A 13,291-nucleotide genomic window follows, 5' to 3' on the forward strand; every position below is an offset into this window, starting at 1 on the left:
GGCCCCGCCGACCCAGAGTTCCGAAAGCGCGCCGCAGGGCGCGCTTTCTTCTTTTGATCAACAGTTCGATTCGCCGAGGCCCATGCGTCGTTCGCGAATCATGGAGTAAGGTGTCCGCCCATGGCTCGCTATGTGTTCATCACCGGCGGCGTGGTTTCCTCGCTTGGAAAAGGCCTCGCCTCCGCCGCTCTCGGCGCTCTTTTGCAGGCGCGCGGCTACAAGGTCCGCCTGCGCAAGCTCGACCCCTATCTGAACGTCGATCCGGGGACGATGAGCCCCTATCAGCACGGCGAGGTCTTCGTGACCGACGACGGCGCCGAGACCGATCTGGACCTGGGCCACTATGAGCGGTTCACCGGCGTGTCGGCGGCCAAGTCCGACAACATCACCACCGGCCGGATCTATTCGACCATTCTGGAGAAGGAGCGGCGCGGCGACTATCTGGGCGCGACCGTCCAGGTCATTCCCCACGTCACCGACCAGATCAAATCCTTCTGCCTGACCCCGGCCTTGACGGATGCGGGCGAGGACGTGGACTTCGTCCTGGTTGAGATCGGCGGCACGGTCGGCGACATCGAGGGCCTGCCCTTCTTCGAAGCCATCCGCCAGCTGGGTCAGGACCTGCCGCGCGGCAAGAGCTGTTTCGTCCACCTGACCCTCTTGCCCTTCATCAAGACGGCCGGTGAGATGAAGACCAAGCCGACGCAGCATTCGGTCAAGGAGCTGCGCTCGATCGGGATCCAGCCCGACATCCTGCTGTGCCGCTGCGAACAGCCGATCCCGCCCGAAGAGAAGCGCAAGATCGGCCAGTTCTGCAACGTCCGCGAAAGCGGCGTGATCCAGGCGATGGACTCGGCCGACATCTACGCCGTGCCGCTGGACTATCACCGCGAGGGGCTGGACAAGGAGGTCCTGGCCCATTTCGGCATCGAGGACGCGCCCGAGCCCGATCTGACGCGCTGGCGGGAGATCGCACGGCGCCGGCTGCAGCCCGACGGCGAGGTCACCATCGCCGTGGTCGGCAAATATACGGTGCTGAAGGACGCCTATAAGTCCCTGATCGAGGCCCTGCACCACGGCGGGGTCGCGAACAACGTCAAGGTCAATATCGACTGGGTCGAGGCCGACACCTTCGAAGGCGATCCGGAAGCCTGTGAGGAGCGGCTTCAGGGCGCCCACGCCGTTCTGGTGCCCGGCGGCTTCGGCGAGCGTGGGTCGGAAGGCAAGATCGAGGCGGCGCGGTTCGCCCGTGAGCGCAACATCCCCTATTTCGGCATCTGTTTCGGCATGCAGATGGCGGTGATCGAGGCGGCGCGGAACTTGGCCGGTTTTCCCAAGGCCTCCTCGACGGAGTTCGGGCCTACGACCGAGCCGGTCGTGGGTCTGATGACCGAATGGACCCAGGGCAACCAGCGCGTCCTGCGCCAGCAGGGCGGCGACCTGGGCGGCACCATGCGGCTGGGCGCCTATGAATCGACCCTGGCCGAAGGGTCTCGGATCGCCGAAATCTATGGGACCACGACCATCAGCGAACGGCACCGCCATCGCTATGAGGTCAACATCAACTATCGCGAGGCGATCGAGGCCAAGGCCGGTCTGGTCTTCGCCGGGCTGTCGCCCGACGGCGTCCTGCCCGAAACAGTGGAGCGGCCGGACCATCCCTGGTTCATCGGCGTCCAATATCACCCGGAGCTGAAGAGCCGCCCCTTCGCGCCGCATCCGCTGTTCGCCAGCTTCATTGCGGCGGCCGTGGTGCAGAGCCGGCTGGTGTGAGAACGGCGCTCACGGACCTGCGATTCCAGTTGGCGTCCTTTTTGCGATAAAATGCCTGGAACGGATCGAATTAGGATGATCCGACAGGATGGACCGTCGATGATCGGCGCCTTGCTCTATTACCTGCACCGGCATGTCCGCCTGGTGCTCATTGTCGCGGGCCTTGGGCTCATGTTCGGCGTCGGCGTGATCGGCTATGAGGTCGTTCGCGGCCTGGCGGCGGCGTCGGCCCACCCGGCGCAAACCGGGCGGGCCTGAGCCGTCAGTCGATCTTCAGCCGCATGAAGATCATGCCGCCGTCCGGATCGCCGCCGTAGATCGGCTCCAGCGCGTCCGGCACGCGGTTCATCGCATAGAGGGCGCCGAGGCCGAAGCGGACGCGCGGGGCGATCCGCCAGTCGCGGACGGCGCCCAGAGAGGCCTTGCCCACCGTATAGAGCGGGCCATGACCGCCGTGGTCGCCGGGAACCAGTTCGTCCGTTTCGATCCGCTCGGCGCGGGCGAAGACGGTCCAGCGGTCGTTCGGATGGAGGGCGGATTCCAGCAGCCAGCCGTCCTTGGATTCATCGTGACTGTTGGTCTTGCGGCCCCAGGCCAGGGTCGAGGACCACCAGCCGGTCGCGCCCAGGCGGCGGGTGTGGAGGACGCTGGCCGACCATTTGGTCTCGTCCTCGTCAGGCTCGAGCTGTTCGGGAGCCGAGACCTCGGCGTAGGAGGCTTGGAGGGACCAGTCGGACGACGGGTTCCAGGAGGCCCGCACCGACCAGCTGTCCAGTTTCGGCGAATCTATGCCCCAGCGTTCCTCGTCCGGCTCGCGCCCCTTGAAGGCCGAGGTCTCGATCTTGAACCGGTCGTGGGCCCAGCCCAGGGTGGTGACGCCGAAGACAATATGGGTCGAGTCCAGCCAGTGGTGGGTGATGGGCGCCTCGGGACTGTCCATGGCGCTCATCCGGTGCATGAAGGCGGGCGGGCCGAAGGCGGGTTCGCCGGGCAGGCCGATGTAGCCGTACAGGCTGTCCTTGTCGGACAGGCGTTTCGAATAGCTGGCCGACAGCTCCATAAAGAAGTCGTGCGGATGCTGGCGGTCCACCAGGGGATCGACGCCGTTCGCCGTTTCGCCGGCGGCCAGCAGCAGGGGATAGCCGGACTTGCCCATCAGGGGGTCGGGGCTGAGCATGGCGCGCAGGTTCAGGGTCGAACCGTCGTCGAGGTTACGGCGAGCCGTCGTCATCAACATGCCCGAGACGAAGGTCTTGTCGCCGCCGCGCGGGCCGGATTGGGTGTCGTAGGTCAGGTTCAGCAGGGCGTGGGTCATCACCGTCCAGTCGCCCCGGACGGTGTGGATGCCGGCATGTTCGCCCGAGTCGGGTTGCCAGCTGGTGCCTGAGGCGTCGCGGTTCATGGGCCAGGGGCCGTAGGGGCTGGTCATGGCGTGGGCCATGTCGGCCATGTCGTGGCCGGCGTGGGGATCGGCGGCCGGCTCCGCCTGGTGGTGAGAATGGTCCTGCGCCGTCGCCACCTGAGCGAGGGCGAGCAGGGAGACGCCGGCGAGGGCGCCGACGAGCGTATGGGGAGCCATGATGGCCTCCTTGAATGATCGGGACTGAGGGCGCCGCGAGAGCGCGTCGGTTCAGGCGATCAGGAGGCGGGGTGGGCCGGGCTCGGGCGAAGGCCGACGGCCTGACGGCAGGGCCGGCGAAACGGCGGTCAGGCGAAGCGGCGCCGCCGCCGTCTGAGGACGGGCGGCGGGCGGAATGGTCGGCGCCGCGACGCAGGCGACGCAGCAGGTCATGGCCTTCATGGCCTTATCGGGGCCTTTGTCGGGGGCCTTGCCGGACGGGTCCGGGGTCGCATGGCCCATCTCATGGCAGGGCGGCTCGGCCATGGCCGGCCCCGCCCCGACGCCGAGGGCGCCCAGGGTCAGCACCGCCAGGGCGCCGATCAGCAGCAGAAGGGACGAGACGATCTTCACGCCGTTGAGGATAGGCGTAGCAACCCGGCGTCGCAATGGATCGCCTGCGTCCTTCACCGCACCGGCTTCTTGTCGACCAAGGGCAGACCCGGCGCGTCCGGCGGGGTCTGTCCCCCCTGACCCAGCTCGCGCTGCATGAAGACCACGTCGCGCCAGTCGTCATGTTTCCAGCCCGCCGCCCTGAAAAGTCCCGCGTCGGCGAAGCCGCGCGCGCGGTGCAGGGCGATGGAGCCCTGGTTCGCGGAGTCGCCGATCACGGCGACCATCTGGCGCAGGCCGAGCGCCTCGCAATGATGGATCAGGGCGTCCAGCAGGGCTCCGGCGACGCCGCGGCCGCGGGCCTCGGGCGACACATAGATCGAATCCTCGACCATGTAGCGATAGGCTTGGCGGGTGCGGAACGGCCCGGCGTAGGCGTAGCCGACCACGGCGCCGTCGATCTCGGCGACCAGGCGGGGCAGGCCCAGGGCCTGGACGGCGGCGAACCGGGCCGTCATCTCGATCTCGTCCGGGGGCTCCAGCTCGAAGGTGCCGCGCCCGTTGGCGACGCTCTCGGCATAGATGGCGGTGATCGCCGCCATGTCGGCGGGGGTCGCCTCGCGGATCAGAACGTCGGCGCCCATCAGCCCAGCAGCCGCGCGGCCTGAGGGGCGAAATAGGTCAGGACGCCCGCGCAGCCGGCCCGCTTGAACCCGTGCAGGGTCTCAAGGATGGCCCGGTCCTGGTCCAGCCAGCCGTTGGCGATCGAGGCCTGCATCATCGCATATTCGCCCGACACCTGATAGGCGAAGGTGGGGACGCGGAAGGTTTCGGACACGCGCCGCACGATGTCGAGATAGGGCATGCCCGGCTTGACCATGACGGCGTCGGCGCCTTCCGACAGGTCCATGGCGACCTCCTTCAGGGCCTCGTCGGAGTTGGCGTAGTCCATCTGATAGGTCTTCTTGTCGCCCTTCAGCGCCATCGAGGAGCCGACGGCGTCCCGATAGGGGCCGTAGAAGGCCGAGGCGTATTTGGCCGCATAGGACAGGATCAGGGTGTCCTGGAAGCCGTTGGCCTCCAGAGCCTCGCGCACCGCCTGGATGCGGCCGTCCATCATGTCCGAGGGGGCCACCACGTCGGCGCCGGCGTGGGCGTGGATGAAGGCCTGTTCGGCCAGGCGATCCAGGCTGGCGTCATTGACGATACGCTCGCCCTCCAGCACCCCGTCGTGGCCGTGGTCGGTGTAGCAGTCCAGCGCCACGTCGGTCATGATCCCGATCTCGGGCGCGGCGTCCTTGATGGCCTTGATGCTCTCGGGGATCAGGCCGTCGGGATCGGTGGCGCCCGTGCCGACCGCGTCCTTGATCGCCCCGTCGACGTTCGGGAAGAGGGCCAGCATCGGAATGCCCAGATCGCGCGCCTCGACCGCCGCCTTTGCCGCTTCCTTGGGCGACAGGCGGGAGACGCCGGGCATGGAGGCGACGGGGACGCGATCCTCGGCGCCGTCGTGGACGATCAAGGGCCAGATCAGGTCGGCCGGGGTCAGGACGGTCTCGGCGACCATGCGGCGCACCCAGGGGCTGGCGCGCAGACGCCGGGGACGGGCGAGCGGGAAGGGAGCAGGCTGATAGGGGAGCATGGCGAGACCTTGGAAATCTGTCGCCGGACTAGCGCCGCCGGGGTCGGGGCGCAAATCGCATGAGGATTCGGATCGTTTCAAGCGGGATACCGGCTTGCGCCGGGCGACGAAATGCGAGCCTATCGCAACGAAACGGAGGGAGACGAAGATGATGAGACGATGGGCGGCGGGCGCGGCGGTTTTGGCCCTGGCGGCGGGACTGTCAGGATGTATCATCATCGACTCCGACGGCGGCGAGCGGACGGTGGTCTTGGACAGCGCGTCCTCGGCCGCCCCCGCCTATGTCTCCCTCTATGCCGACGCCGTCGCCGATCCGAAGCGCCCGGCCGAGGAGGCGGCGCGCGATCCTCTGCGTCATCCAGCCGAGATCCTGGCCTTCGCCCAGGTCGCGCCCGGCGACAAGGTGGCCGACATCCGCCCCGGCGCCGGCTATTTCACCCGTCTGTTCTCCAACGTGGTCGGGCCGACGGGCCGGGTCTACGCCTTCGTGCCCGAGCGGACGATGGCGCGGGAGAACCCCCTGGCCGACGCCCTGGTCGCGGCCTATCCCAATGTGACGCGGGTCAACGGCCTGCTGGACTCCATGACCTATGACCAGCCCCTGGACCTGGTCTTCATGAGCCAGGAGTACCACGACTTCCACATTCCCGGTTTCAACACCGATGTGGCCAGGATGAACGCCGCGGTGTTCGCCGCCCTGAAGCCCGGCGGCCGCTATATTCTGATCGACCACCAGGCGGCGCCGGGGACGGGGATTTCGGCGGTCCAGACCCTGCACCGGATCGAGGGCGACTATCTGAAGCGCGAGGTCGAGGCCGCCGGCTTCGTCTTCGAGGCCGAGAGCCGGGCGGTGGCCAACCCCGACGACGACCACAGTCTGAACGTCTTCGACGCCGCCATCCGCGGCAAGACCGACCAGTTCGTCTATCGTTTCAGAAAGCCGGGCTGAGACCTCAGCGCCGGCGCGGGGCCAGGATGTCGGACAGCCGGTCCGGGGTTCCTTCGATCCGCTCCAGACGCGGATAGCGCAGGCCGTCGTGATAGTCGAAGGCGACGGTGCGGAACCGGTCGCCGGACTTGATCAGCAGCTCCAGGGGGGCGTCCGTCCCCTTGGCGGCCGTGACGGCGTCGCGCAGAACCTCCGCCGAGCCCGCCTTGCCGTTGACGGCGACAAGCGACCAGCCGGCGCCGATCCCCTGTTCGAAGGCCGGGCCGCCCCAGCGGATATTGGCCAGCTTGTCACCCGACAGGCTGAAGCCCAGCGAATATTGGAAGTCATTGGCCCAGCCGCCGTTCACCGCCTTTTCATCGGCGTTGGGCGTGTCGGTATAGGTCAGGCGCCAGCCGCCCCGTTCGATCCCCGCCAGGGGCGCGCGGGCGTCAGGGCCGACGGCGTCCAGCCTTTCGCGCAGGAAGCCGGCCCAGTCGTGCGGATGGACGGCGTTCAGGGCGGCGACGACCTGATCGAAGGTGTAGCCCTGGGGCGCCCAGGCGCCGTCGCTGTGGCCGAAGAAGGTCCGGGCGAAGTCGTCGAGCGACTTGCGCCCGTTCGTCTCGGCCCGGATCAGGGTGTCGGCGTCCAGCCAGACCAGCAGGCTTTCACGATAGTAGTCGCCGGTGCCCCGCATCCAGGAGGGGTATTGGCCGGGCACGCGGTAGCCCAGGAGATTGTGGTTGTTGGTGTCCTGAAGGGCGCGCCACTGACGGCCGGGCTGGTTGTCATAGAAGGCGGCGATCGAGGCCAGGGTCGCCAGGGCCACCCCCTTGGAATGCAGGCCCGAACGGGCGGCCAGGACATCGCCCCAATATTCCGTCTGGCCCTCATAGACCCACAGCAGGGTGTTCTGGGTCGGGACGTTGTGGTTGGCGGTCAGCTCATCCGCCGGGCGCATGAACTTGCCGTTCCAGGAGTGGGTGTATTCGTGGGGCAGAAGGGCGCGGTCCCCGGCGCTCTTGGCCCAGTCGGTGAAGAAGCCTGGGGCGCCGGTGTTCTCGGAGGAGCGATGATGCTCAAGGCCGATTCCGCCCATCTGGTCGGTCAGGGCGAAGAGGAACTCATAGTTGTCGAAGTGACGGGCGCCGAACAGGCGGTCGGCCTGCTGGACCATGTTCTCGTAGAGCTTCAACTGCTCTTCGGTGGCGGCGAGACCTTTCTCCTCGTCGGCGAGGAGGTTCAGGTGGACCCTTGATTCAGACGGGGCGCCGTTCGGGTCGATATCGACGCGGCGGTAGTGGGCGCCGGCGAAGACCGGGCTGTCGATCAGGGTGTAGAGGTCGGTGGTCTCCAGCCGGGCCAGGTCGCCGTCGCGGCCTTCGGTCTTCAGGGCCGTGCCGTAGTTCCAGCCGGCGGGCAGGCGGATGGAGGGGGCGACCTGGATCTGGCGGCTGAAATAGCCGGCCGGATAGAGGATGGCCTTCTCCCACTGCAGATTGACCATGGCCGGGGTCATCAGGACGCGCCAGTTGGAGCTGTCCGGCTGGGTCAGCTGTTCGAAGGCGACCTCGATCGCCGTCACGCCCGCCGGGACCTCTAGATGGAAGGCGTAGGGATCGAGGGTGTCGCGCAGCCATTCCAGCCTCTGGCCGTTCGCCGTGACGGTGAGGCCGGCCAGCAGCTGGATGGGGCCGGTGGCGGCGTGGTTGCCCGGCAGATATTTCGGATAGAGCAGGGTCAGCGGGCCGGGAGCGGCGACGGGGATGGTCTGGCTGACGCGGATGATTCGCCGGTCCAGGTCGGTGATGTCGGCCCGGTACTGGATGACGCCCGGATAGGGCCTGTCCGCAGGGGCGGGGATGGCCGGTTGGGGCCGGGGCAGGGCCAGGGCCGCGTCGCGCGCCTCGACCACCACCGGCGTCGACTGGAAATCCTGGGCCAGGGCCGGGGCGGCCGTCATCAGGGCGGCGAGGCAGGCGGCGGCGGTCAGGCGGGTACGCGGCATCAGGTCATCCGAACAGCAGGGCAGATCTGCACCGTCGGGGAGCGGGCAAGGGGCGTCAAGTGCAGCAGGCGCGGTGCGGCGTTAGAGCCCCTCCTTCACGGCGCCGAACGGCGCCGCGCCACCTCCCCACAGGGTGGGGAGGAGACGGTGCTGTCTCCTCCCTGTCGCAAGGCGATGGGGAGATGGCTCGGAACGAAGCGGAGAGACGGAAGGGGGTCTACCGGCGTCAACGTCGGCGCGGCGTCAGTATGTCGCCCAGCCGGTCCGGGGTTCCGGGGATGCGTTCCAGGCGCGGGTAGCGAAGGCCGTCGTGATAGTCGAGGACGACGGTCCGGTACTGGTCGCCGTCCTTGACGATCAGGGTGATCGGCACGGCGGGGTCCTTGGCGGCGGTGACGGCCTCGGCCAGTCGGTCCGGCTTGGCGGCCTGGCCGTTGACGGCGACGATCTCCATGCCCGGCGCCAGGCCGGCCTTGAAGGACGGACTGCCCCACTGGACGCTGCGGATCGCATTGTTCTCGCCGGTCTGCAGGCCCAGGGAATAGGTGAAGTCGTTGCGCTTGAACTCGCCGTACAGGGTCTTCTGATAGGCGGTCGGGGTCTCGCCGTAGGTCAGCCGCCAGCCGCCGCGCTCCAGCCCGTCCAGGGGCGCGCGGGCGTCGGGACCGACGGCGTCCAGGCGGGCGCGCAGGAAGGCCGCCCAGTCGTTCTCGACCACCCCGTTCAGGGCCGCCACCACGTCGTCGAAGGTGTAGGGCGCCGGTTCGAAACTGCCGTCCTGGACGCCGTAGAAGGCGCGGGCGAAGTCGTCGAGCGACTTGCGCCCGCCGGTCTTCTCACGGATCGTGGTGTCGACGTCGAGCCAGATCAGCTGGCCCTCGGAATAGTAGTCCTCGTCCCTCTGCCAGGACAGCCAGGCCTTGGGCCGGCGCTGGCTGATGATCGGGTCGTTGGTGGTGTCCTGAAGCGCGCGCCAGCCGCGCCCGACCCGGTAGTCATAGGAGGCCGCCGTCATGGCCAGGGAGTCCATGGCCTGTTCCTTGGTCAGAAGGCCCGAACGGGCCGCGACGACCTGGCCGTAGTATTGGGTCTGGCCTTCATAGACCCACAGCAGGCTGTTCTGCATCGGGCTGTTGAAGTTAGGCACATACTGGTCCGCCGGGCGACGCCATTTGCCGTCCCAGGAGTGGTTCATCTCGTGGCTGAGCAGATCGCGGTCGCCCAGATGGGTGGCCCAGCCGGTGAAGAACTCGGGATCGACCGAGTTCTCGGAGGAGCGATGATGCTCAAGACCGATGCCGCCCAGCTTGTCGGTCATGGCGATCAGGAAGTCGTAGTGGTCGAAATGGCGCGCGCCGTAGAGGCGGTCCATCTGGGTCACGAGGTTGCGCAGAATCTGAATCTGCTCGTCGGTGGCTTCCAGGCTCTTGGCCTCGTCGGCGACGATGTTGGCGCGGACCGGCGAGCGGCCGCCGGGATCAAGGTCGATCTGGCGATAGTGGAGGCCGGCGAAGACCGGGCTGTCGACCAGGACCTCCAGATTGACCGGCTTGAAGGTCTGGACGTCGCCGGTCTTGGTTTCCGGCTCCAGGGCCGTGCCGAACCGCCAGCCGGTGGGGAACCTGACCGTGGGCTGGACCATGATGTTCCGCGACCAGTGGCCGGCGGGATAGAGCAGCATCTTCTCCCACTGGATGTTCAGCATCTCGGGCGTCATCGTCACCCGGCCCTGGGCGCCGCTGGTCGGCGACAGGTGCTGCATGGCGATCTTCAGCTCGGTCGCCCCGGCCGGAACCGTGATGTGATAGGCGAAGGGGCTGAGGGTGTCGCGGACCCATTCGACCCGCCGGCCGTTCGCGGTGATCTCGATCCCCGCCAGCTGGGTGATCGGCCCGACCGGACCGTGGTTGCCCGGCAGCCATTCGGGGAAGAACAGGACCATGGGGCCGCTCTGGGCGACGGGAAGGGTCTCGGTGATCGAGAAGATGTGCTGGCCCAGGTTGGTCGCGTCGATCTCCAGACCGATCACCCCCGGATAGGCGACGTCGCGCGCCGCTGGGATGGGCGTCAGGGGCGCCGGCAGGGCGGGCGCCGCCGTCGACGCCTGTTGCGCCAGGGCGGCCGGTGCGGCGGAGGCCAGCAGGAGGGCGAGGCCGACGGCGCGAAGGCGGGTGCGGATCATGGACGCGGACTTTCGAACTCAGGAAAGGGAGAGGCGCGACAGTCCGCCGCACCGCGTGGATCGTCAAGCGGTCGGGCCGATCGGACGCCGAAAATCTCGTTCGCCCGGACCCAGGCGTCAGGCGCCGGGGGTCACGTCCAGCAACTCCACCGAAAAGCGCAGGGTGGAGTTGGGCGGAAGCTGATCGCCGCCGACCCAGCGCGAGCCATAGGCCAGGGCCGGCGGAATGACGAATTCAAAGGTCTCGCCGACCCGCATCAGGGCGACCCCTTCGGTCCAGCCCTTGATGACCCGGTTCAGCGGAAACTCGGCCGGTTCGTTGCGGGCGTAGGAGCTGTCGAACTCCCGCCCGTCGATGAAGGTCCCGCGATAATGGACCTTGACCGTATCGGTCGCCGACGGCTGGGCGCCCTCGGGACGGGCCTTGCCCACGCGGCGGTATTGCAGGCCGCTGGCGGTGGTGGTCCAGCCGCGCCGGGCGCCGTTCCACGCCAGATAGGCCTGGTTTCCGGCGTCCCAGGCCTGTTGCGGCGTCTGTCCGGCCTGGCCCTCGACCTGGGCGGCGGCGCGGGCGGCCGCCGAGGCCGTTTCGGCGTAGGAGACCGGCGTCCCGCGCGTCGCACAGGCGGAGACGGCGAGGGCGGCGAGGAGGATCGGGAGGGTGCGAGTCATAAGGCGACGCTATCAGGCCGAACGGGCCGCCGCCAACCGTCTTTGCGCGAAGGCGACATAAGCGGAAGGAGCGGGAAATTGAGCCGGCGGGGTTCCAATCGGGACTTAAGGCGTTAGACCCGCGACCATGTCCATAGACAACTCTCTCGCCGAAGCAATGGCGGCCGGTCGCCAGGCCGTGGCCGTCGACGCCGTCATGATCGCCAAGCTGACCGACATGGCCGGCGACTTCGCAGTCAATCTGATCATCGCGGCCCTGATCTTCGCGGCGACCCTGTTTGCGGCCAAATGGGCGGCGGGGCTGGCGCGAAGGGCGCTGTCGCGGATCGGCGCCTTCCGCCACGACCAGACGGTCCTCAGTTTCGCCGTCCAGGTGGTGCGGGTGGTGGTGATCGTCATCGGCATGATCGCCGTGCTGCAAAGGCTGGGGGTGCAGACTACCTCCATCATCGCGGTTCTGGGCGCGGCGTCGCTGGCCGTGGGTCTGGCGCTTCAGGGCACATTGTCCAATGTGGCCTCGGGCATCATGCTTCTGATCCTGCGGCCCTACCGCGTCGGGGACGTGGTGGACGTCGGCGGCATGGCCGGGACGGTGCAGCGGCTGGACCTGTTCACGACCCAGCTGTCGAACGCCAACAACCACAAGATCGTCATTCCGAACTCCAAGGTCCTGAGCGACCCCCTGACCAATCTGACCGGTCAGCAGACCCGGCGGATCGAGATCAATTTCACCGTCGGCTACGGCGAGGATCTGAACAAGGCGCGCTGCGTCCTGGCCGACATGGCCGCGGCCCATGACAAGGTTCTGCACGATCCCCGTCCCTGGACCGGGGTGACCGGCCTGCTGGACAGCGCGGTCCAGATCACCCTGCACGCCTGGGTCAAGGTCGAGGACTGGTGGCAGACCCAGGCCGATCTGATGCAGGGCGGCAAGGAGGCGCTGGACGCCGCCGAGATCGAGATTCCCTTCCCGCACCAGGTCGCCGTGCCCTATGGCGACGAGGACGTCATGCCGGTGGTCCGTGTGCGGACGGTCGACCCGAACCAGGCCGAAGAGACGAGTACGAAGACCCGCTGATGCGTTACGATTTCGGATCCGACAACACCGCCGGAATGGCGCCCAGCGCCCTGGAGGGCCTGATCCAGGCCAACGCGGGCTTTGTTCCCTCCTACGGCGCCGATGCGATCACGGCGCGGGCTGCCGACCAGATTCGACAGAGGCTGGACGCCGACGCCGACGTCCGTTTCGTCTTCAGCGGCACGGCGGCCAACGCCATCGCCCTGTCGATGCTGACCTATCCGTTCGAGGCGGTGCTGGCGCACAACGCCGCCCATGTCTGCACCGATGAAACGGGGGCGCCGGGCTTCTTCGGCCAGGGGGTGGGGCTGATCGGCCTGCCGGGCTTTTCCGGGCGGATCGATCCCCTGGCGCTGAAGGCGCAGCTGACCGAGCCGGAGGTCGGCCATCGCCAGCCGCCGGCCGCCCTGTCCCTGACCCAGGCCACGGAATACGGCGCCGTCTATACGGAAGAAGAGCTGCGCCATCTGATCGAGCCGGTGAAGGCGTGCGGCTATGGGGTGCATATGGACGGGGCGCGGCTGGCCAACGCGGCTGCGGCCGGGTTCGACCTGAAGGACATTGCGCGCCTGGGCGTGGACATATTGGTGTTCGGCGGCGCCAAGGCGGGCGCGTCTTGCGTCGAGGCCCTGGTCCTGTTCGACAAGAGCCTGGCGCGGCGGCTGGACAATCGGCTGAAACAGGCCGGACAGACGGCGTCCAAGGCCCGGACGCTGGCCGGACCCATGCTGGGGCTGCTGGAAAGCGGCGACTGGGAGGCGGGCGGCGCCCACGCCAATCTGATGGCCCAGCGTCTGGCGGCCGGGATTGCGACGCGCTCGCCCTTCGTCCTGGCCCATCCGGTCGAATCCAATACGGTTTTCGTCCGTATGCCGGCCGAGGCGCACCAGAGGCTGAAGGCCCTGGGCTGGGCCTGTTATCAGTTCGACGACGGATCAGTCCGGTTCGTCTGTTCCTGGGCGACCCAGGAAGAGGCGGTGGACGAGCTGATCGCCGCCATCGCCGGCCTGAACTGAGCCGTCCGTCGCCAGGCGGCCTTTTCCCGGCCGTCTTG

Annotated in this window: 12 protein-coding genes; 5 read left to right on the plus strand and 7 right to left on the minus strand. The window is 68.0% G+C overall.

The annotated features are described in order from the left end of the window. Positions 1–120 precede the first annotated feature (120 nt). Positions 121–1,773 carry a CTP synthase gene (locus JL11_RS10210; protein ID WP_054765579.1) on the plus strand — a complete coding sequence of 551 codons (1,653 nt, stop codon included), beginning with the start codon at positions 121–123 and terminating at the stop codon, positions 1,771–1,773. Between the two features lie 75 nt (positions 1,774–1,848). Beyond that, entirely contained in the window at positions 1,849–2,031 is a 183-nt protein-coding gene (locus tag JL11_RS17510) for a hypothetical protein (protein ID WP_152950114.1), read from the plus strand. A 4-nt stretch (positions 2,032–2,035) separates the two neighbouring features. Here the strand turns inward: JL11_RS17510 and JL11_RS10215 are convergent, their stop codons facing one another. From JL11_RS10215 to hemB, 4 genes are read right to left on the minus strand one after another with little or no spacing between them, the layout of a single operon-like run. Continuing rightward, positions 2,036–3,352, minus strand: coding sequence for a hypothetical protein (locus tag JL11_RS10215; RefSeq protein WP_054765580.1), 1,317 nt, complete (start codon positions 3,350–3,352; stop codon positions 2,036–2,038). Positions 3,353–3,403: 51 nt separating this feature from the next. Continuing rightward, positions 3,404–3,802, minus strand: a complete 399-nt coding sequence (locus tag JL11_RS10220) for a hypothetical protein (RefSeq protein ID WP_231681258.1) — start codon at positions 3,800–3,802, stop codon at positions 3,404–3,406. Further along, positions 3,799–4,368 carry a GNAT family N-acetyltransferase gene (locus JL11_RS10225; protein ID WP_054765582.1) on the minus strand — a complete coding sequence of 190 codons (570 nt, stop codon included), beginning with the start codon at positions 4,366–4,368 and terminating at the stop codon, positions 3,799–3,801. The genes JL11_RS10220 and JL11_RS10225 overlap by 4 nt, the downstream gene beginning before the upstream one ends. Further along, complete coding sequence (gene hemB / locus JL11_RS10230; protein WP_054765583.1) at positions 4,368–5,366, minus strand: porphobilinogen synthase; 999 nt, start codon at positions 5,364–5,366, stop codon at positions 4,368–4,370. Before hemB ends, JL11_RS10225 begins: the two co-directional genes overlap by 1 nt. A 148-nt stretch (positions 5,367–5,514) precedes the next feature. On the opposite strand from hemB, the gene JL11_RS10235 reads away from it, so the two are divergent. Beyond that, a complete protein-coding gene (locus tag JL11_RS10235; protein WP_231681260.1) occupies positions 5,515–6,315 on the plus strand; it encodes a class I SAM-dependent methyltransferase in 801 nt (266 codons plus the stop codon). Positions 6,316–6,319: 4 nt separating this feature from the next. On the opposite strand, the gene JL11_RS10240 is transcribed toward JL11_RS10235, so the two are convergent. The 3 genes from JL11_RS10240 to JL11_RS10250 form a co-directional block, all read right to left on the minus strand. Further along, entirely contained in the window at positions 6,320–8,305 is a 1,986-nt protein-coding gene (locus JL11_RS10240; protein ID WP_054765584.1) for a M61 family metallopeptidase, read from the minus strand. A 226-nt stretch (positions 8,306–8,531) separates the two neighbouring features. Further along, positions 8,532–10,487, minus strand: a complete 1,956-nt coding sequence (locus JL11_RS10245; protein ID WP_054765585.1) for a M61 family metallopeptidase — start codon at positions 10,485–10,487, stop codon at positions 8,532–8,534. Positions 10,488–10,604: 117 nt separating this feature from the next. Beyond that, positions 10,605–11,159 carry an FKBP-type peptidyl-prolyl cis-trans isomerase gene (locus JL11_RS10250; RefSeq protein ID WP_054765586.1) on the minus strand — a complete coding sequence of 185 codons (555 nt, stop codon included), beginning with the start codon at positions 11,157–11,159 and terminating at the stop codon, positions 10,605–10,607. Between the two features lie 127 nt (positions 11,160–11,286). On the opposite strand from JL11_RS10250, the gene JL11_RS10255 reads away from it, so the two are divergent. Beyond that, complete coding sequence (locus JL11_RS10255; RefSeq protein ID WP_054765587.1) at positions 11,287–12,237, plus strand: mechanosensitive ion channel family protein; 951 nt, start codon at positions 11,287–11,289, stop codon at positions 12,235–12,237. Further along, complete coding sequence (locus JL11_RS10260) at positions 12,237–13,253, plus strand: threonine aldolase family protein (protein ID WP_054765588.1); 1,017 nt, start codon at positions 12,237–12,239, stop codon at positions 13,251–13,253. Before JL11_RS10255 ends, JL11_RS10260 begins: the two co-directional genes overlap by 1 nt. The last annotated feature ends 38 nt before the right edge of the window (positions 13,254–13,291 follow it).

Origin of the sequence: Brevundimonas sp. DS20, from assembly GCF_001310255.1 — a bacterium.
Taxonomy (GTDB): Bacteria; Pseudomonadota; Alphaproteobacteria; order Caulobacterales; family Caulobacteraceae; genus Brevundimonas; species Brevundimonas aurantiaca.